The sequence below is a fragment of the Streptomyces sp. NPDC059851 genome (assembly GCF_042732005.1).
Classification (GTDB): Bacteria; Actinomycetota; Actinomycetes; order Streptomycetales; family Streptomycetaceae; genus Streptomyces.
Window position 1 is genome coordinate 1 of record NZ_JBHWJJ010000091.1, and the last position, 18,747, is coordinate 18,747.

The window sequence follows — 18,747 nt, forward strand, 5'->3', positions numbered from 1 at the left end:
TCGTCCACCACCCACACCTGCGGCCGTACCGCCCGCACGGCCCGCCATGCCAACCGGGCCCGCACCTTCTCAACCGGCCAGGTCGAGGACGTCATAAACTGCTGCAACTGCTGGTGATCGACACCCAGCCGCTCCGCCATCGGCTGCATCGACTTCCGCCGACCGTCCAGCAGCAGCCCCCGCAGATACAGCGAGCCCTTCGCCCGCTGATCCCGCCGCACCAACGGCGCGAACACCTCCCCGGCGAACTCCTCCAACCGGCCCCGACACGCAGCAAGCTCACCCGCCCTCATACAAGCAGCGAACTACCGAACACCAACCGTGACAAGACCAGCTAACAAAGCACTACTAAGGGCTTGCAGATCATTAACACGTCGTCTTGATCTTGCTGCTGGCCACGCTGCTCTGAGTAAGAACCCGAGCGTGGAGGACCCTGAGGGCGGCTGGCGGAGTAGTGGCAGGCGGGATGTCGATGCCGTGCGCCTTGAGCAGTCTCCTGATCTTCAGGAGGGTGCGGTGCATGGCGGTGCGGCTGCTGGCGAACAGCACGGCGAGGGGTTCCGCGGCCAGATTGACGCGCAGGTGGAGCACTGCAGCCAGGACCTGGTTGGGAAAGGCGAGGTGGGGCGGGCGGCCGCGCTGGGTGTCTCCGTCCGGTACCAGAGTCTGGACCAGGTCGTGCAATTGGTCCGGAGACATGCCGGTCAGCGCGGGGTCGGTCAGCAGGGCTGGTGTCCATTCCGGCTCGCACCGTTGCGGAGTCCGGGCCGCGGGGATGGGTGGGGCCGGCTGGGGGTGCAGGACGTAGTTCCAGTCGCCGTGGAAGCCGTGGCGGGTCAGTGGCAGAGCCGCCATCTGCGCGTCACCGATCTTTACTCCGGTCGGGTAGGTGCTGGTGTCGAGTTCGGCATGCACCCGCAGTCCAGTGCGGGTGGTTGTCGCGGCGATGGACTGCACGATGACTTCGTGGCTGGTCAGCGGGCGGCCCCGCCAGTTCATGGTGATGTGGGAGAAGAGGCGGTGCTCGATCTTGTTCCACTTCGATGTGCCAGGCGGCAGGTGGCAGACGGTGATGGTGAGTCCCGTTTCAGCGGCGAGCCGAGCGAGCTCAAGCTTCCAGGCCCGGGTGCGGTAGCCGTTGGAGCCGCCCGCGTCGGCGGTGATCAGCAGCCGAGTCGCCCGAGGGTAGGCGGCCTGGCCCTGGCCATGCCACCAGCGGCGGATCGATTCCACTGCGAACGCGGCGGTGTCGTGATCGGTGCCGACGTTGACCCAGCCGGTGTTCTCCGCCAGGTCGTAGACCCCGTACGGGATCGCCTTCCCCAACCGCGGGTCGGCGAAGTCGTGCATGTTCACCAGCACCGGATCACCGGCCGGTCGCCACTGGCGGCCGTGGTTCTTGAACTCGCCGACGAGCTCCTTCTTCTTGGTGTCCACGCTGATGACCGGCTCGTCGGCGTCCCGATGCTCGCGGGCTTGCTCGTTGAGGTAACGGAACTGTGCGTCCCGGTCCACGTGCTGGCTGCCCTCGAGGGTCTTGGCATTGGCCTGCAGGCTGAAGCCTTCCTCCCGCAGCAGACCGGCGACGGTGTCCGCGCTGACCCGGTGCCCGGCCCGGGTCAGTTCCCTCGCCAGTGCGCGGGTCGACTTCACCGTCCATCGCAGCGGCGACATCGGATCACCCCGCACATCCGGTTCGACCAGCGCGAGCAGAGCCGGCCGCAGCCCCGGATCGAGTTCCGCGACCCGCTTGCGGCCCCCGCCCGGACGCCGCACCCGGCCCAGAGGCTCTTCACCGGCCTCCAGCTCGAACACGCCTTTGCGGACCGTCGTCTCGCTGACCGCGGCCGCCAGGGCGACGGCCCGAACGCCGCCGTGCCCCAGAACACGGGCCTCGGCGGCCATCAACAACCGACGCTGCCGCTCGTCCAGATGCGGGAACAGCACCGCGAACTTCACAGCGAGTTGATTACGAGTCTCGTCCGGGATGCGCATACCACGCCAACGAGCATCAGACCGGGAAGCAACACCTTGATTCCCTGCAAACCCTTAAATGCGGATCACCTTCGAGCCGTAGCCCCTTGCCTCCGAAGACGTAGCCCCGCCTGACCCCGGGCCGGCCCGACCCAAAGCCAGGCCACGCCACGCCAGACGAGGCGAGGCGAGGCGAGGCGAGGCGAGGCGAGGCGAGGCCAGGCCAGGCGAGGCAAGGCCAGGCAAGGCGAGGCAAGGCCAGGCAAGGCCAGGCCAGGCCAGGCAAGGCCAGGCCAGGCCAGGCAAGGCCAGGCCAGGCGAGGCGAGGCATCGCCTGCACCACCACGGTGAAGTGGATGCAGACGCGGGTGTCCCCGGAAGTCAGGACGACGACGAGCCGCGGCCCTCCCCCGCCACAAGCCTGGGCAGCAACGAGCGTAGGAAGTCCCACTCCGCGTCGGACCGTTCATGACGACGTATCACACCACCATGCACCACCAGCCGAGAACACTTCGACACCGCAAGGCCTTGAAGCAGCCTCAGAGACGACCGTCCCGCCAACAGCAGCGGGCCCACCCAACCCACCCAACCCGGGCCAACCCGGGCCAACCCGGGCCAACACCCTGCCCCCTGCCCCCTGCCCCCTGCCCCCTGTCCCCGGAGGGGGGGATCCGTGAGGCGCCGGGGGTAGGGCTTCACCCTCGGTACCGCAGGTCCTGCGGATACGGGCCCGTGGCGAACGGGTTCGGCTCGTCCTGCGCGAGCACCCCCACGAACGGTTCCCCCTCCCCCGCAAAGGTGTACGCACCACCCTCGATCCGCCCGATCAGACCGTGCGTCCATTCCACTTCACTGTCAGCCGAATGCACCCACATGTTCATGATCTCGCCGATATGCCCGAGCTGCTCCAGACCCTTGTACGGCGTGTAGTAGCCCGTCACCCCCGCTCGCCACCGCTCCAGCCCCGCGATCCTCTCCTTCAACAGCGCCACCGCCTCCTCACGCGGCAGGTCAACGATGAACCCGATCCCAGCCGACAGCACATCCATCTTCTGGTCATGCGAGACCAACGCCTCCCGCAACAAACTCAGGTACTCCGCGGTGCCCTCATCAGTGAGCTCGTACTCCACCCGAGGCGGACCACCCACCGTGCTCGGCGCGACCTCATGCGCGATCAGGAGCCCCTGCTTCGCCAACTGCTTGAGCGCGTGATAGATCGACCCCGGCTTGGCGCTCGACCACTCATGAGCACCCCAAAACTCCAAGTCATTGCGTACCTGGTAGCCATGCGCCCGTCCGTGCTGACCCACGGCACCAAGAACCAGAAGCCGGATCGCAGACATGAGCAGCCCCCTCCGCTAGTCAAGTTAGACCAGTTCACCTGCACCACAGTAATCAAGTTTGACTAACCGCGGGAAGCAGGCTACCTTCTTCCCAACGTAGTCAAGTTTGATTACTGCTGGAGGGGAACGCTTTGACTGACCACGATCTGGCGATCGTCGTCGAGGGACTGCGCAAGAAGTACGGGGACAAGCAGGCACTCGACGGCCTCGATCTCACCGTCCGCAGCGGAACCGTCCAGGGGATCCTCGGCCCGAACGGCGCCGGCAAGACCACCACCGTCCGCATCATGTCCACCCTGCTCCGCCCCGACGAAGGCCGGGTCGAAGTAGCAGGCATCGACGCCCGCACCCACGCCTACCAAGTCCGCACCCGCATCGGACTCCTCGGCCAAAACGCCGCCGTCGACGAGGAACTCAGCGGCCGCCAAAACCTGGAAATGTTCGGCCGCCTCTACCACCTCGGCGCCCGCCGCGCCAACGCCCGCGCCGACGAACTCCTCGCCCAGTTCGGCCTCGCCGACACCGGCACCAAAGCCATCAAGCACTACAGCGGCGGCATGCGGCGACGCCTCGACCTCGCCGCCTCCCTCATCTCCCAACCACAAGTCCTCTTCCTCGACGAACCCACCACCGGCCTCGACCCCCGCGGCCGCACCGAAGTATGGAACGCCGTCCGCTCCCTCGTCGGCGGCGGCACCACCGTACTCCTGACCACCCAATACCTCGAAGAAGCCGACCAACTCGCCGACCAGATCGCCGTCATCAACCACGGCAAAGTCATCGCCCAAGGCACCGCCGACGAACTGAAAACCAAAACCGGCGGCGACCGCATCGACGTCGTCCTACGCCACACCCACCAACTCACCCGAGCAGCCGCACTCCTGCCCGGAAACCCCACCGTGGACGAAGACCGCCGACTCATCAGCACCTCCGTCAACAACCGCATGACAGCACTCACCGAAACCGTGCACGCCCTACAAACCGCCGGCATCGAAGCCGAAGACATCGCCGTACGCCGCCCCACCCTCGACGAGGTCTTCATGCACCTGACAAAGGAGGACGCGGCATGAGCACGGCCCACACCACCCAAACCCCCCACCCCACCCCCACCACCCACCCCACAACCCCCCCATGGACCTGGGCACTAGCCGACTCCTGGGCCATGACCAAACGCGAACTCAACCACTGGGCCCGCCAACCCGCCCACGTCATCGTCGGCCTCATCTTCCCCGTCATGATGCTCCTGATGTTCACCTACCTCATCGGAGGCGGCCGCGACATCGAAGGAGACTTCACCAACTACCTCGTCCCCGGCATGCTCGCCATGACCATGGCCTTCGGCCTCGAATCCACCATGCTCGCCGTCACCCAAGACCTCGGCAAAGGCATCATCGACCGCTTCCGATCCATGCCCATGAACTCCGGCGCCGTCCTCGTCGGACGCGCCACCGCCGACATGCTCCAATCAACCGTCGCCCTCACCATCATGATCACCGTCGGCTACGCCATCGGATGGCGCTGGCACACCACCCCCACCAACTTCCTCACCGCCATCGCACTCCTCCTCCTCCTCCGCTTCGCCATGCTCTGGGTCGGCATCCACCTCGCCATGATCGCCCGCAAACCCGAACTCGTCCAAACCGTACAAATCCTCGTCTGGCCCCTCAGCTTCCTCTCCAACGCCATCGCCACCCCCACCACCATGCCCACCTGGCTCGCCACCCTCACCGAATACAACCCCCTCTCCGCCACCGCCACCACCATCCGCACCCTCCTCGGCAACCCCACCACCACCAACCCCACCTGGGCCACCACCCACGCAGAACTCCTCGCCATCGCCTGGCCCACCACCCTCACCGCCCTCTTCCTCCCCCTCGCCATCAAACAATTCAAAAACCTCAACCACTAACACCCACCACCCAGCAAGAGACCGGCCGTCCCAGCCGGCGCAGGTCAGCCGAGGCCTCCCGTTGCGCCTCGCAGAACCGCACCTCGCTCACCACCGTGTCCCCCGGCCCTAGTGGCTCGCACTCAGCCCGCCGTATCCACAGCCGAACTTGAGCCCGCTAAAGTTCACCCCCTGCGATAGCGTGGTCGCACCAGTCGCGAGTCACCGTGGAGGCGGTCGTGGGCGAGATCCAGTGGACGATCGAGCGGATCTACGAGGCCCTCGGCAGCCCTGACCTGGCCCAGCGGTTCCTCGCCGAGATCAACCGGGCGCCCGCCCACGAGCTCCTCACCGTGTTCGCCAAGTGGGAGCGGATCGCGAAGAACACCCTGCTCGCCGTCGAACGTGCCCGTGAACTGGTCGCGTTCGACGAGCGGGGCGAACAGCTCCCCGGCGAATGGGTCGATGCCACCCCCCGCATCCTCGATCAGCCCGGTTCGACCCGCGGCGCTGCCTGAAGCTGAGAGTATGCGCGTGTGCACGCGCTGAAACTGGACCCGGCCGCCGAGGCCGTCTACGACGCCCTCCCCCCGCGCGCCAGCGAGAACCTCACACGAGCCCTCACCCAAGCCTGCGAACGGCCACTCGACGCGACACACCCCTACGGCGTCGACGACAAGATCATCCGACAGGTCATCACACCCGAGGTGCGGGCCATCCTCCTCATCGGACACAACACGAAGAGGATCGCCGTCCTCCAACTCGACTACCTCGGGTAGGGCAGTCACAGTGGCGCGCAGGTGCGTGCGTCGCATCGCGACCTGCCGCACGTCCTGACCGGGCTAGCCAAGATACCCGCGTCGGTCACCAAAGAGCCCGAACGTGCCCCACACAGGCAGATCAACGGCTTTCGGCGGCGTGCGCGCGAGCACGGCGCCGGACGGGGCCGGCACGTCTCGGGACCGGCACGTCTCGACCGCCGAGCCGCGAACGCAAGCCGGACACCAGCACGCACACGCCGAACGGATGCGGCTACCCGAGCCCGAGGAAGAGCACGAGGAAATCCCCGACCCGCTAGCCTGAGGGGCCTTCTACCATCGGGGGCAGCGCATGGCCGAGATCAAGGCAGCGCCACACAGGTACAGGGACGACTTCGAAGCGCGCGTGGCGGCTGACACCCAAGCAGCGCTGCAACGAGACCTAGCCGAACTGCGGTACCGACGGACGACGCAAGGCGTGATCGTCATCGGGGGCGTCCTCTTCGCCTCATTGATCATCGCGGCTCCGGGCTACGTGTCCAATGCCACCAAATCCAGCAACCTGCCCGGCTGGGTCCTCCCCGCGATCACCATCAGCGGCCTCATCCTGCTCGGCGCCGCCATAGCCGCAACCGTACTGCGGGACCGCCGCAAGGCCGCCACGCGACAACAGGAGGCCCAACGCCTGGACAGCGCAGCGAGCGACCTCCGGAAACGGATGGAACTCGCCAGCCTCGTCAACTTCAACCGCATCCTCCTCGAGCAGTACCACGGCATCGCGACGAAGCAGGCCAACAAGTCGTTCAACAGCAGCATCGGCGCCATGATCGTAGGACTCCTCGTACTGGTCGTGGCGTTCATCGCATCGATGCAGTTCAACGCTCTAGGCGAACGGATCTTCATCGGTTCCCTGGCTGCCCTGTCCACCGTCTTCGTCGGCTACCTCAGCAGAACCTTCCTCGTCGTCTACGACCGCTCGCTCCAACAGCTCAACCAGTACTTCAACCAGCCCGTCCTCAACCAGTACTTCCTCACCGCCGAACGCATCGCCGACCGCCTCGACGGCGAGCAGAAGGACGAACTGCTCACGCAGATTGCCAAAGACGTACTGGACACCGGCAAGCAGATGCACGAAGCCACCACCAAGCCGGCCGCCCAACCCAAGCCGCGCAGCCTCGGACGACAGCGCAGACCGCAACCCGTACAACAGCAGACCCCGGCACCTTGAGAACGAACACGGAACGAAGGTTGCCGGGCCGACGTGCGCCCGTTCGCCGTGCGGCCAGGTCCCAGTCGGACGGCGTCGCCCGCGACCCGCGGCACCGCGAGGTGGCCCGTCTCGGTGTGGACCAGCCCGCTGACCAGCCCGCTGACCAGCCCGCCGCCGATCACCGTGCCGTCGCCGATCCCGGTGCCGACGGTGAGGTGGACGTACGTGTCCCGGCCAGGCGCCGCGCCCCAGCGGCCCTCCCCGAACGCACCTGTAGCCCCGTCTCTCGCACCACGCCTGCCGCCTCGTGCCCGAGCGCCCCGCCCTGCCGGGCGGGGAACCGCCCGAGCAGGATCTTGCGGTCCGTTCCGCAGACCCCCCGACCGACGACCTCCACCACGACGTCATCACGGCTCACGCGCTGTGCGACGGGCCGGTCCTGCAGTTCGGCGGAGCTCGGACCCAGATGCACGGGGCCGGCCCGGCCCGCCCCTGGGCCCGCGAATTCCGGGCTGGCCGACATGGGCGAGGAAAGCGCTCGGGCATGCGGGGTGGAGCAGGACGCCCGACGGGGGCAGGCCGTCAGGCTTCTTCACCCGGTCAGGTGACCGCGTGAGGGGCCCGCGAGCAGAACGTGCCGCTCGTCCGCCGTCAGGCCGCCCCGCACGCCGTGCGGGATCCGGGCGGTGAGGGCGTGGCGGCGGCACGGGATCCGGACCGGGCATCCTCCGCAGACGGCCTTGGCGGCCTCCTCGCGCGCCCGAGCGGCCGCCGCGTGCTCGTGCGCGACGGGGGCGAAGACCCCGGACGCGGTGCGGCACGCCCCGTCGAGCGGCCGGTCCCCGTTCCGGTCGAACGATCCGGACGTGGACACGGGGGCGATGTCGGCCACGGTGGTGACTCCTTCCGGTGGTGGCGGCCGTCCTGGCCGCGCGGGTCCCGTCCGTATCACCCGAACTCGCACATCCATGCGCGCCCACCTGGGAACGGCGTGATCCAGGGCTTTCCCCATCCCCTGACGGGTGAGGTAGCCTCCGGATCGGTACGAGCCCGCGTCTTGACCGCGGTTGACGGCTGCAGGCCGCCTCCGCCAGGGACGCGCAGGGATGGAGCCGGCCCCGGGCCGGCGTTCAACGGAGGCGACGTTCGATGGCTGGCGCGACACCGCCCGATGACAGCGCGGAACTGCCACGGGGAGCTGGTGCCGGGACTGCCCAAGTGGGCGAGGCGGAGCTGCGGCTGCTGCTCGCCGGGCTCACCGCCGTACGCGACGGCGATTTCGGCATCAGGCTGCCCGGTGAGGCGGACGGCCTGCTGGGCGAGATTTCCACGGTCTTCAACGGCATGGTGGACCAACTCTCCCGTTTCACCTCGGAGGTGACCCGTGTGGCCCGCGAGGTCGGTACCGAGGGCCGGCTCGGTGGCCAGGCGCAGGTGCCGGGGGTGTCGGGCACGTGGGAGGACCTGACCGACTCGGTCAACTTCATGGCCGGCAACCTGACCAGCCAGGTCAGGGCGATCGCCCAGGTGGCCACGGCCGTCGCCGAAGGCGACCTGACCCAGAAGATCACGGTGGCCGCGCGCGGGGAGATCCTCGAACTCAAGGACACCATCAACACGATGGTGGACCAGCTCTCCGCGTTCGCCGACGAGGTGACCCGCGTCGCCCGCGAGGTCGGGACTGCCGGAAACCTCGGCGGGCAGGCCACCGTCCGAGGTGTTTCGGGCACCTGGAAGGACCTCACGGACAACGTCAACGTGATGGCCTCCAACCTGACCGGGCAGGTCCGCTCGATCGCGCAGGTGGCCACCGCGGTCGCCAAGGGCGACCTCTCGCAGAAGATCACCGTGGAGGCCAAGGGCGAGGTGGCAGCCCTCGCGGGCGTCATCAACACCATGGTCGACACCCTGTCGGCGTTCGCCGACGAGGTGACCCGTGTCGCCCGCGAAGTGGGCACCGAGGGCATCCTCGGCGGTCAGGCCCGGGTGCCCAACGTGGCGGGGACGTGGAAGGACCTCACGGACAACGTCAACTTCATGGCGCACAACCTGACCAGCCAGGTCCGCAACATCGCGCAGGTCACCACGGCCGTCGCCAAGGGCGACCTGACCCGCAAGATCGACGTGGACGCCCGCGGGGAGATCCTGGAGCTCAAGACCACCATCAACACCATGGTGGACCAGCTGAGTTCCTTCGCCGCCGAGGTGACCCGCGTGGCCCGGGAGGTCGGCAGCGAGGGGCGGCTCGGCGGGCAGGCCGAGGTCGAGGGGGTCTCCGGCACCTGGAAGCGGCTCACCGAGAACGTCAACGAGCTGGCAGGGAACCTGACGCGCCAGGTCCGGGCCATCGCAGAGGTCACCAGCGCCGTCGCGGCGGGCGACCTCACCCGCTCCATCACCGTCGACGCCTCCGGAGAGGTGGCCGACCTCAAGGACAACATCAACTTCATGGTGGAGTCCCTGCGCGAGACCACCCGGGCCAACGAGGAGCAGGACTGGCTGAAAACCAATCTGGCCCGCATCTCCAGCCTGCTCCAAGGACAGCGCGACCTCACGCTCGTCGCCGAATCCGTCCTGGACGAACTGACCCCGCTGGTCTCGGCCCAGTGCGGTGCCTTCTACCTGGCCGAGGAGAGCGCGAAGGGCACCGTCCTGCAGCTGGTCGGCTCCTACGCCTTCCCAGACGGCTCCCGGCCGACCCGCTTCCGGCTCGGCGAGTCCTTCGTCGGCCAGGCCGCCCGCAGCAGGCGCCCCATCGCCGTCGACGACCTCCCTGCGGACTACCTCGCCGTCTCCTCCGGGCTCGGCCGGACGGAGGCGCTGTCCCTGGTCGTGCTGCCGATCGTCGTCGAGGGACAGGTACTGGGCGTGATCGAGCTCGCCTCCGTACACCCCTTCGCCCAGATCCACCGTGACTTCCTGAACCAGTTGACGGAGGCGATCGGGGTGAACCTCAACACCATCATCGCGAACGCCCGGACCGACGAGCTCCTCGGCGAGTCCCAGCGGCTGACGGCCGAACTCCAGGCCCGCTCGCAGGAACTCCAGGCCCGCCAGGAGGAACTCCAGGTGTCGAACGCCGAGCTGGAGGAGAAGGCCGAGCTGCTCGCCGCGCAGAACCGCGACATCGAGACGAAGAACCTGGAGATCGAGCAGGCGCGCCAGGAGCTGGAGGCACGGGCCCACCAGCTGTCCCTCGCCTCCACGTACAAGTCGGAGTTCCTGGCCAACATGAGCCATGAGCTGCGCACCCCGCTCAACAGCCTGCTCATCCTCGCCCAGTTGCTCGCCCAGAACCCGACGCGGAACCTGACCGCCAAGCAGGTGGAGTACGCCGGCATCATCCACTCCGCCGGCTCCGACCTGCTCCAGCTGATCAACGACATCCTCGACCTGTCCAAGGTGGAGGCGGGGAAGATGGACCTCACCCCCGAGACCGTTTCCCTGTCCAGGCTGCTCGACTACGTCGAGGCCACCTTCCGGCCGATGACCAGCCAGAAGAGCCTGTCGTTCACGGTCCGCACCTCGCCGGAGGTTCCGGCCCAGCTGGTCACCGACGACTACCGGCTCCGTCAGATCCTGCGCAACCTCCTGTCGAACGCGGTGAAGTTCACCGAGCAGGGCGGTGTCGAGCTGCGCATCGAGCCGGCCGACGAGGCCCTCGTCCCCGACCTCGTCCGCCGGGGCGGCCCCGTCCTCGCGTTCCGCGTGACCGACACGGGGATCGGCATTGCCGCGCAGCACCTCGAGACGGTCTTCGGTGCCTTCCAACAGGCCGACGGAACCACCAGCCGCAAGTACGGCGGGACGGGGCTCGGCCTGTCCATCAGCCGCGAGATCGCCTACCTCCTCGGCGGGGCGATCACCGCCGAGAGCACCCTGGGCAAGGGCAGCACCTTCACGCTCTTCCTGCCCGTGGCGCGCCCCGACTTCGCCGAGATGGCCGCCACGAGGACGCCGGAGGAACTCGGAGCCGGCACCTCGGAGCCGGGTGCCCGGGAGGCGAGCGGGGCGCCGACTGCCCCGACCGCTCCCACCTCCGTCTCCGGGCCGCTCCCGCCGCGCCGCCTCCTCGTGGTCGAGGCCCGGCCCCACGGGCTGCTGTCGCTGGTGGCGGAGAACGCCGTCGGCGACGTGCCGTCCCACGCCGGCGCGGCGGGTCGGCGGGAGGTGGAGATCATCACCACCGTCGGCGCCCAGGAGGCGGCGGCCACCCTGGCCACCAGCCCCTGCCACTGCGTCGTCCTGGAACTGGACCTGCCCGACGGTGCGGCCGACGGCCTCTTGGAGGAGTTGGCCCGGGACCCCGCCCTGCAAGGCGTCCCGGTGCTCGCCCACAGCAGCCGCGGCACCGCGACGTACGACGCCCGGCTGCTCCGCGAACGGGCCGGCTCGGGGCCGCTCGAACTCATCACCGGCTTGGACGAGTTGCGCGAACGCATCGCCCTGCACATGGGCGCGGACCGGCCGGGAGACGTGCCGCCGCTCGTCCAGCGGACGGACGCCAGGTCCCCGTGGGATCCCGAACCCGATCCCTCCCTGGCCGGCCGCACCGCGCTGGTGGTCGACGACGACGACCGCAACCTGTACGCCATCACCGGCATCCTCGAACTGCACGGCATGGCGGTCCTCAAGGCGGAGAACGGGCGGGCGGCCCTCGAAACCGTCACCACGCACCCCGGCATCGACGTCGTCCTGATGGACGTGATGATGCCGGAGATGGACGGCTACACCGCCACCGCCGCCATCCGGGCCATGCCCGAGCACAGCGGGCTGCCCGTCATCGCCGTCACCGCCAAAGCCATGATCGGCGACCGGGAGAAGAGCCTCGCCTCGGGCGCCAGCGACTACATCACCAAGCCGGTCGACGCCGGTGAGCTGATCAGCCGGATCAAGCGCCAACTGGCCCCCTGACGCCGGACGACAGACCGACCGACAGCCGACGACGACGGACTGCGAGGAGCCGAGGCAGTGCACCACCCCCACGAGCCGCGAGGCGGCACCAGCCGCGCCGGGACGCCGCCCAGCCCCGGCGTCGCGCGCGTCGGGGCACCGCGCGCCGCCGCAGCCACCGCCACGGCCGCCACCACCACCGCGGCCACCGGGGAAGACCGGGCGGCCGGGACAGTGCCCGACGCGACCGGCGGTGCCGCGGTCGGCCGCCTCGCCACCACGGTCGAACGGCTCCGGCGCGAGCTCGAACAGGCACACTCCGACGCCGCCGGGCGGGCGCTCGTCGAGATGGCCGTCGGCATCCTGATCGAACGGCTGCGCTGCGGTCCCACCGAGGCTTCTGCACAGCTCGCGGCCCTCGCCGGCAAGGCGGGCGTCCCGCCCCTCGTCCTCGCTGCGGACCTGGTCAACCAGGCGGCCTCGGACCGCATCTCCACGATCGCCCGCGACTTCGTCACCGCCTCATCCACCGCGCCCGCCGCCGATTCCGTCGGTGTTCGGCTGCGCAGCGCCGAAGCGAACGCCCTCGCCGGGCGGGACACCGAAGAGGTGGCCCGCTCCATGCTGGACCACGCGCTGCGGCCGCTCGGCGCCGTCGCCGTCGCCGTGTGGGTGGCCCACCCCGACCAGTCCCTGTCCCTCGCGGGCAGTGCCGGCTTCGGCCGCGAGGAGGCCCACCGCTGGCGCCACGTGCCGCCGGGAGTGCCCACGCCCGCCCGCCGCGCCCTCGACCGGCGGGCCGCCGTCGCCTACCCGGCGCTCGCGGACGCCGCCCTTCCCTCGATCGGCCAGCACGAGATCAGCGGCGGTCGCCTCGCCGTTCCGGCGGGGATCGGGGGGCGGCTCATCGGCGTCCTGGAGGTCTGCTGGAACGACCGGCTGCCCGAGCAGACCCAGCCGCTGCAACGCCAGTTCGAGGCGCTCGCCGCGCTGTGCGCCGCGACCCTCGAAACCTGGGCCGACGGCCATGGGGCGGAGGCTGAGCAGCACGACGCACAGCTCGACGGCGTGCGCGCCCTCACCGATGGACTGCTGGACCCCTGCCTCATCCTCCACGCCGCACCCGAAAGCACCGAGGCACCGCTCCAGTTCACCATCCGGCACGTCAACCCCGCGTTCGTCGACTTCGCCGGTCGGCCCACCAGCGCCATCGTCGGCGCCCGCCTACTGGAGGCGTACCCGCTGGCGGCGGAAGCCGGAGGACTGTTCGAGAAGGCCGAGCACGTCTTCGTCACCGGAGAGCCGTTCCGCACCGGCGCCATGACGCTCTCCGCCCTGGTCGACGGGGTGCCGCTGAGCACCGAGGCCAAGGTCAGCATCAGCCGGCACGGCAGTCTCCTCGTGGTGGTCTGGCGCCTCGCCGACGGCACACCACGGGTCGCCCGGCTGCTGCAGCACGCCCAGCGGCTCGGGCGCATCGGCGGCTTCGAGGAGAACCTGCGGACCCGGCAGATCGCCTGGAACGAGGCGGTCTACGAACTGCACGGTCTGCCTGCCGGCGCCCTGCCGATCCCCCTCGACCAACTCGCCGAGCACGCCCACCCGGACGACCGGCACACCATCGGCCGCTTCCTGCGCACCCTCCTGCACCACCAACGGCCCGCCTCCACCGCGTTCCGCCTCCAGCGGCCCGACGGCGTCGCCCGCCACATCCGGGTGGTGGCCGAGCCCGTCCACGACCCCGACAGCAGACTGCGCCTGGTCCGTGGCGCCTACCAGGACATCTCGGCCCAGCACTGGACGGAGGTCGCCCTTGCCGCCACCCGCGACCAGCTCGCCCAGACGGCGCAGCACGCCGCCGAACGCAGCCGCCTCGCCCGTCAGCTCCAGCACGCGATCATGCCGCCCGTCCGTGGCCCGGTGCACCTCGACGACCTGCACGTCGCCGTCCGCTACCGCCCCGCCGAGAAGGACCACCTCGTCGGCGGGGACTGGTACGACACCCTCACCCTGCCGTCGGGCGAGATCCTGCTGTGCGTGGGGGACGTCGCCGGGCACGGCATCGAGGCCGCGACCGGCATGGTCGCCCTGCGCAACGCCCTGCGCGGGCTCGCGGCTACCGGGGCGGGCCCCGCACAGCTGTTGACCTGGCTGAACAGCATCACCCACCAGCTGACGGAGAACCTCACGGCCACGGCCGCGTGCGGGTTGTACGACCCGGCGACGCGTAGGCTGCGGTGGGCCCGCGCCGGCCACCTGCCGCCCGTTCTGCTGCGCGGCGGGCGGGCGGTGACGCTGCCCCAACTCTCGGGGATCCTCCTCGGCGTCGTGGACCAGGCCGAGTACGAGGAGAGCGAGATCCACTTGGAGGCGGGTGACCTCCTGGTCCTGTACACCGATGGGCTGATCGAACGCCGGGACCAGTCCCTCCAGGCATCGCTGACCAATCTGATCGCCCTCACGGAGAAGGCGGGCGGCGGCGACGGCGGTCCGTGCGATCTGGAGGAACACCTGGACCACCTCCTGCGCTACAGCCGGGCGGACACGGACGACGACACGTGCCTGGTCGGTGTGTTCCTCCGGGGCCGAGAAGGCGCAGAAGGACAGGACGCACCATGACGCATTCCCCTGCCCCGCCGCCCGGGGCTTGGCCGTACGGGATCGACTTGCGTAAGGTCGAAGGGCACTCTCTGGAGGAACGACGCCGATGCCAGCCGAGAACGATCAGGGAGCCGGCATGACGGCCGGGCACCCGCAGGAGGCACCACTCACGGTGCAGGTCCGTCGCACCGAAGCCCGCGAAGCGGTCTGCCGGATCGCAGGCGACCTCGACATCGAGACCCTCGCACCAGCGGAGGAGTCACTCACCGGCTTGATCGGGCAGGGCCCGCTCGTGCTCGTGGTCGACCTCGAACGGGTCGGGTTCTGTGACTCGTCCGGCTTGAACCTGCTGCTGAAGACGCGTGCGGCGGCGCTGGCGGCGGGCATCGAGTTGCGGCTCGCCGCTGTCGCCCCGACGGTGATGCGCGTGCTCGAACTGACGGGGGCACTGGCGGTGTTCTCCCTTTATGATTCGGTCGACGCGGCCCTCGCAGCATGACCGGCCCGTACGTCCGGCCGCCGCAGGGGCATAATCCGAGCACGCCGGGGCATCCGACCGGACGAACCGCAAAGCGCGGTCCACGACGTCACGCCGACACCGGAGGGGCACCCGAACATGACCACCAGCCCGGGCACCCTGGATGACGGCGGCCCCGGCGAGAGCACGCTCCCGCCGGACGGCCAGCGCCGACGCATGCTGCTGGCCGGACTACCCAAACCGGTGGCCCGCGCCCGGGCGTTCACCGCGCAGGCGCTGCACGACTGGTCCTGGTCCGCGGACTCGGACGGGGTGGACCGAGCGGTCACGGAGGACATCGTCCTGGTCGTGGCAGAACTCGTGGCCAACGCCATGCTGCATGCCGGAGGTCCCCTGGAGCTGGTCCTCGACGCCTCCCCGCCCCGGCTGCGCATCGAGGTCAGTGACGGCGACGCCTCGCTGCCCGCCCCGCGCCGCCCCCACCAGCCGGCCCAGCCCGGCGGGCACGGTCTGTTCATCGTCCAGCGGACCTCCGACCGCTGGGGCGCCGAGCGGCACGGCCAGGGCAAGACGATCTGGGCGGAGTTCGACATCGCCAGGCTGGCACCGGCCGGCGGGTCGGCCGGTGACCGGTAGGTTTCCCGGCCACCGGCGGGCCGGTGACCGGACCGCCACGCCGCGCTCACGCCAGCATGCCCTTGCGCAGGCGGACCAGCGTCCGCGACAGCAGGCGGGAAACCTGCATCTGCGATATGCCGAGCTCGGCGCCGATCTCGGCCTGGGTCATCTCCCTGCCGAATCGCATGGCGAGTATCCGACGGTCTCGTTCGTCGAGTTGGGCGAGCAGCGGGGCCAAGGTGGCGAAGTCCTCGAAGAGTTCCATGGCGGGGTCGATGTCGCCGAGCGTGTCGGCGAGCGTCCGGCGGCCCGGTCGGTCGGAGCCGGACTGCGCGGCGATGTCCGCCGCGGCGTCGAGGGACTCGGAAGCGTAGCCGTTCGCCGCGATCATGCCCTCGATCACCTCCTCCTCCCCGACACCGAGGTCGCCGGCGATCTCGGCCACGGTCGGGGCGCGGCCGAGGAGGTCGCACAGCGCCTCCTGGCTCTTGACGATTTCGGTGCGCAACTCCTGCAGACGCCGCGGCACGTGCACGGCCCACGTGGTGTCACGGAAGTACCGCTTGATCTCACCGACGATGAACGGCAGTGCCAGGGTGGTGAATTCGACGCCCCGGTCGGGGTCGAACCGGTCGATGGCCTTGATCAGCCCGATCGTGCCGACCTGCACGATGTCGTCCAGTTCCACCCGGGCCTGGGCGGTACGGTTGCGGAAGCGCCGCGCCGCGTAGCGGACCAGGGAGATGTTCATCTCGATGAGCGTGCCGCGCACGTACTGGTACTCGCGGGTGCCCTCCTCCAGCGAGCGGAGCCGCACGAGGAAGAGCTTCGACAGCTCGCGGGCGTCGGCGGGGGCCAGCTCCCGCGGCGGGGTGTTCGGCGGCAGCACGTCGAGGGGGGCGGCTCCTTCCGCGGATCCGGCGTTCGCTCCCGGCTCCGGCTCGGCGAGGTCGGCCGGACGTACGGACTCGGCAACTGCTGCGGAGCGAAGCATGGTGAGGCCCTTCTGCTGACGGCGGACGGCTTTCCGCGCCCCTGCCCCGCATCCGCTCGCTTACGCGCTCCGGCTCCCTTTTTGGTTGTCCCACGGGCCAGTTCAGGCCAGGGTTGGCCGGTCTTCGAGTGGTGGTGTCCTGGCGTGCGTGCCCTGTCCCGCGGCACAGGAATCGGGCTGCGACCGCCGCCCCCGGGGGCACCGAGACCGTCGACCGCGGGCCGCTGGGAGCCCGCTCGGCCCCCCGAGCTGACGGCGCTCCAGCTGGCGGCCGAGCCGGCCCGCACCCCGCGCGGCTCGCCCCGGCGCGGACGGCGGTGTCAGCCCGACCCGTCGCGGGCGCGCCGGTAGCGCTCGTAGATCACGCGTGAGCCGAAGGTCCTGGTCTCGACCAGCTCTAGCCGGATGTCTTCGGTGACCGGTGGCAAGAAGGGCGTGCCGCCACCGACGACGACCGGATTGCGGAACATGCGCAGCTCGTCGACGAGGCCGAGCTCGATCGCTGCCGCGGCCAGGCCTGCGCCGCCGATCGAGACGTTCTTCCCGGTCGCGTCGAGCGCCGCGGCGGCCTCCTCGGCCACCGATGCCTCGGCGAGCCGGGCGTTGCCCTGGACCCTGTCGAGCGTGCGGCTGAAAACGACCTTGGGTAGTGCGCACCAGACGTCGGCGAACGCGGCCCCGAGCTCGTCGTCGCGCAGCGACGGATCCGTCTCCCACGGCAGCATGGTCTCGTAAAGCCTGCGGCCGCACAGATAGCCGCCGAGCTCGCGCGTCTGCGCGATGTGGAAACGAAACTGTTCCTCGTGAGGGACCGTCCACCCGAATGCGCCCTCGCGGTCGGCGATGAAGCCGTCCACCGAGACGCCCATCGAGTAGATCAACATGACGTCGGGCTCATGGCACGGGAACGACGGACGATGGTCGCGACGAAGTGCTCGGTTGAGCTTGGCATCGGGCTCTTCTTCCTCCTGCGGACTGCTCCGGCACAGCGCGTGACCGAGCGCGGGACGAAAGCTCGTCGTCGTGGGCGCGGCGGTCGGAGCGATCGTACGACCATTGCCGGCGCCCCGCTGGGAGCACGGAAGCGGAACCTTCACCGGCGGCGATGCCGGGTCGGCCGGACGGCCCGGCAGCGGGTGGACGCGGCCCGGCGGGCGGCCGCCTCGCCGGCCACCGGCCGGGTGACGCCCCGCACCCCGGCGGGCGTGTGCAGCAGCCGCCCCCCGAATGCCTCTACCACGATGACGGAACGAACCCCTCGTCGACCTGGCAGGAGTCCTCCGCACTCGAACGCGAGCAGACCAAGGCCGCACCAGCGGCCGATCACATACAGCCCCCCGCACCGGTCCACCCGCAGAACCTCACCTCAGGCAGCAAAGGGAACGCCCATGTCCGATCCGCAGGCGGAGGGACCGACCTCACCGAGAGAGCGGTCCGTGCCCCCGTCACAGCCCTTCGACCGGCGGCCGGCCGACACAGGCATGCGCGCGCAGATCTCAGACCTCGTCACGGAAGCCGAATCGCAGCTCCGCAACGGGCTCTGGGTGTTGACCCCCGAAGACGCTGCGCTGGCCCGTAAGGCCGCCGCCGGCCTCGCCGAAGCCGTCCGCCCGGCCGCCGAGCAGGAGACACTGCCGGTCATCAAACGCCTGGAACACCTCCGCGAAGCCCTCGCCGTCCTCGCCGTCACCCTCGCCCGCACCCACGGCCCGTTGGCCTGGTTCCTCGCCCGCGCCAGCACCACGCTCTCCCCCGTCCTCACCTGGCGCGCCCTGCCCGCCTCCGGCCAGCGGCAGTCCTTCGGCGCCACCCTCCCCACGCCCGCGGAGCTCCACGACGCCGAGGAATCCGTCCGCCACCTACACGCCACCCTCACCCGCACCGGCGACCGAACCACCGGACACCCGCCTCCACACGGCCGCGCCCCGTCGCCTCCCCTCCCAGAACCGGGTGACTGAGGACCGGCCCGGGACGGTCCTCGTCCCGGCCG

The 18,747-nt window shown here is 69.9% G+C and carries 17 protein-coding genes and 1 pseudogene; 10 read left to right on the forward strand and 8 right to left on the reverse strand.

Going from position 1 to position 18,747, the window contains the following annotated elements; translation table 11 throughout:
• From ACFV7Q_RS26355 to ACFV7Q_RS26365, 3 genes are all read right to left on the reverse strand, one after another.
• Positions 1–257 (reverse strand): transposase (locus tag ACFV7Q_RS26355; protein WP_385431885.1); only part of this gene is annotated, 257 nt, incomplete at its 3' end.
• 109 nt (positions 258–366) lie between these two features.
• The gene (locus ACFV7Q_RS26360; protein WP_385431886.1) at positions 367–1,995 is read right to left on the reverse strand and encodes an ISAzo13 family transposase; all 1,629 of its coding nucleotides are present in this window, start codon (positions 1,993–1,995) and stop codon (positions 367–369) included.
• A gap of 674 nt (positions 1,996–2,669) precedes the next feature.
• Entirely contained in the window at positions 2,670–3,317 is a 648-nt protein-coding gene (locus ACFV7Q_RS26365) for a PadR family transcriptional regulator (protein ID WP_385431888.1), read from the reverse strand.
• Positions 3,318–3,448: 131 nt separating this feature from the next.
• Between ACFV7Q_RS26365 and ACFV7Q_RS26370 the strand changes: the two genes are divergently transcribed.
• The 5 genes from ACFV7Q_RS26370 (at position 3,449) to ACFV7Q_RS26390 (ending at position 7,191) form a co-directional block, all read left to right on the forward strand.
• Positions 3,449–4,387 carry an ATP-binding cassette domain-containing protein gene (locus ACFV7Q_RS26370; protein WP_385431890.1) on the forward strand — a complete coding sequence of 313 codons (939 nt, stop codon included), beginning with the start codon at positions 3,449–3,451 and terminating at the stop codon, positions 4,385–4,387.
• A complete protein-coding gene (locus ACFV7Q_RS26375) occupies positions 4,384–5,226 on the forward strand; it encodes an ABC transporter permease (protein WP_385431892.1) in 843 nt (280 codons plus the stop codon). Before ACFV7Q_RS26370 ends, ACFV7Q_RS26375 begins: the two co-directional genes overlap by 4 nt.
• Before the next feature lie 218 nt (positions 5,227–5,444).
• A complete protein-coding gene (locus ACFV7Q_RS26380; protein WP_385431894.1) occupies positions 5,445–5,723 on the forward strand; it encodes a hypothetical protein in 279 nt (92 codons plus the stop codon).
• Positions 5,724–5,741: 18 nt separating this feature from the next.
• The gene (locus tag ACFV7Q_RS26385; RefSeq protein WP_385431895.1) at positions 5,742–5,984 is read left to right on the forward strand and encodes a hypothetical protein; all 243 of its coding nucleotides are present in this window, start codon (positions 5,742–5,744) and stop codon (positions 5,982–5,984) included.
• Between the two features lie 457 nt (positions 5,985–6,441).
• On the forward strand, positions 6,442–7,191 hold the full coding sequence (locus tag ACFV7Q_RS26390) for a hypothetical protein (protein ID WP_385431897.1): 750 nt from the start codon (positions 6,442–6,444) through the stop codon (positions 7,189–7,191).
• 14 nt (positions 7,192–7,205) lie between these two features.
• Here ACFV7Q_RS26390 and ACFV7Q_RS26395 read toward each other — a convergent pair.
• The 3 genes and pseudogenes from ACFV7Q_RS26395 to ACFV7Q_RS26405 form a co-directional block, all read right to left on the reverse strand.
• Positions 7,206–7,445, reverse strand: a pseudogene (locus ACFV7Q_RS26395) (ROK family protein); the annotation flags it as partial.
• On the reverse strand, positions 7,352–7,696 hold the full coding sequence (locus tag ACFV7Q_RS26400) for an alcohol dehydrogenase catalytic domain-containing protein (RefSeq protein ID WP_385431899.1): 345 nt from the start codon (positions 7,694–7,696) through the stop codon (positions 7,352–7,354). The pseudogene ACFV7Q_RS26395 and the gene ACFV7Q_RS26400, both read right to left, overlap by 94 nt.
• Positions 7,697–7,765: 69 nt before the next feature.
• Positions 7,766–8,065 carry a WhiB family transcriptional regulator gene (locus ACFV7Q_RS26405; RefSeq protein ID WP_385431900.1) on the reverse strand — a complete coding sequence of 100 codons (300 nt, stop codon included), beginning with the start codon at positions 8,063–8,065 and terminating at the stop codon, positions 7,766–7,768.
• 326 nt (positions 8,066–8,391) lie between these two features.
• Here ACFV7Q_RS26405 and ACFV7Q_RS26410 point away from each other — a divergent pair, with 326 nt between their 5' ends.
• The 4 genes from ACFV7Q_RS26410 (at position 8,392) to ACFV7Q_RS26425 (ending at position 15,781) form a co-directional block, all read left to right on the forward strand.
• Positions 8,392–12,087 carry a HAMP domain-containing protein gene (locus ACFV7Q_RS26410; protein ID WP_385431902.1) on the forward strand — a complete coding sequence of 1,232 codons (3,696 nt, stop codon included), beginning with the start codon at positions 8,392–8,394 and terminating at the stop codon, positions 12,085–12,087.
• A 57-nt stretch (positions 12,088–12,144) separates the two neighbouring features.
• Complete coding sequence (locus tag ACFV7Q_RS26415; RefSeq protein ID WP_385431904.1) at positions 12,145–14,685, forward strand: SpoIIE family protein phosphatase; 2,541 nt, start codon at positions 12,145–12,147, stop codon at positions 14,683–14,685.
• A gap of 88 nt (positions 14,686–14,773) precedes the next feature.
• Complete coding sequence (locus ACFV7Q_RS26420; protein ID WP_385431905.1) at positions 14,774–15,166, forward strand: STAS domain-containing protein; 393 nt, start codon at positions 14,774–14,776, stop codon at positions 15,164–15,166.
• 117 nt (positions 15,167–15,283) lie between these two features.
• Positions 15,284–15,781 carry an ATP-binding protein gene (locus ACFV7Q_RS26425; protein ID WP_385431907.1) on the forward strand — a complete coding sequence of 166 codons (498 nt, stop codon included), beginning with the start codon at positions 15,284–15,286 and terminating at the stop codon, positions 15,779–15,781.
• Between the two features lie 46 nt (positions 15,782–15,827).
• Here ACFV7Q_RS26425 and ACFV7Q_RS26430 read toward each other — a convergent pair whose 3' ends face one another.
• Positions 15,828–16,757, reverse strand: a complete 930-nt coding sequence (locus ACFV7Q_RS26430) for a SigB/SigF/SigG family RNA polymerase sigma factor (RefSeq protein ID WP_385431909.1) — start codon at positions 16,755–16,757, stop codon at positions 15,828–15,830.
• Positions 16,758–17,077: 320 nt separating this feature from the next.
• Positions 17,078–17,641, reverse strand: a complete 564-nt coding sequence (locus ACFV7Q_RS26435; protein ID WP_385431911.1) for a dihydrofolate reductase family protein — start codon at positions 17,639–17,641, stop codon at positions 17,078–17,080.
• Between the two features lie 597 nt (positions 17,642–18,238).
• On the opposite strand from ACFV7Q_RS26435, the gene ACFV7Q_RS26440 reads away from it, so the two are divergent.
• Positions 18,239–18,715 (forward strand): hypothetical protein, encoded by a 477-nt coding sequence (locus tag ACFV7Q_RS26440; RefSeq protein WP_385431913.1) that lies wholly within the window; start codon positions 18,239–18,241, stop codon positions 18,713–18,715.
• Positions 18,716–18,747: the final 32 nt, after the last annotated feature.

Coding starts and splice junctions, on each gene's coding strand:
- ACFV7Q_RS26400 (WP_385431899.1), bottom strand. CDS start 7,696: ATGTCGGCCAGCCCGGAATTCGCGGGCCCAGGGGCGGGCCGGGCCGGC.
- ACFV7Q_RS26430 (WP_385431909.1), bottom strand. CDS start 16,757: ATGCTTCGCTCCGCAGCAGTTGCCGAGTCCGTACGTCCGGCCGACCTC.
- ACFV7Q_RS26425 (WP_385431907.1), top strand. CDS start 15,284: ATGACCACCAGCCCGGGCACCCTGGATGACGGCGGCCCCGGCGAGAGC.
- ACFV7Q_RS26360 (WP_385431886.1), bottom strand. CDS start 1,995: ATGCGCATCCCGGACGAGACTCGTAATCAACTCGCTGTGAAGTTCGCG.
- ACFV7Q_RS26435 (WP_385431911.1), bottom strand. CDS start 17,641: ATGTTGATCTACTCGATGGGCGTCTCGGTGGACGGCTTCATCGCCGAC.
- ACFV7Q_RS26365 (WP_385431888.1), bottom strand. CDS start 3,317: ATGTCTGCGATCCGGCTTCTGGTTCTTGGTGCCGTGGGTCAGCACGGA.
- ACFV7Q_RS26420 (WP_385431905.1), top strand. CDS start 14,774: ATGCCAGCCGAGAACGATCAGGGAGCCGGCATGACGGCCGGGCACCCG.
- ACFV7Q_RS26440 (WP_385431913.1), top strand. CDS start 18,239: ATGCGCGCGCAGATCTCAGACCTCGTCACGGAAGCCGAATCGCAGCTC.
- ACFV7Q_RS26375 (WP_385431892.1), top strand. CDS start 4,384: ATGAGCACGGCCCACACCACCCAAACCCCCCACCCCACCCCCACCACC.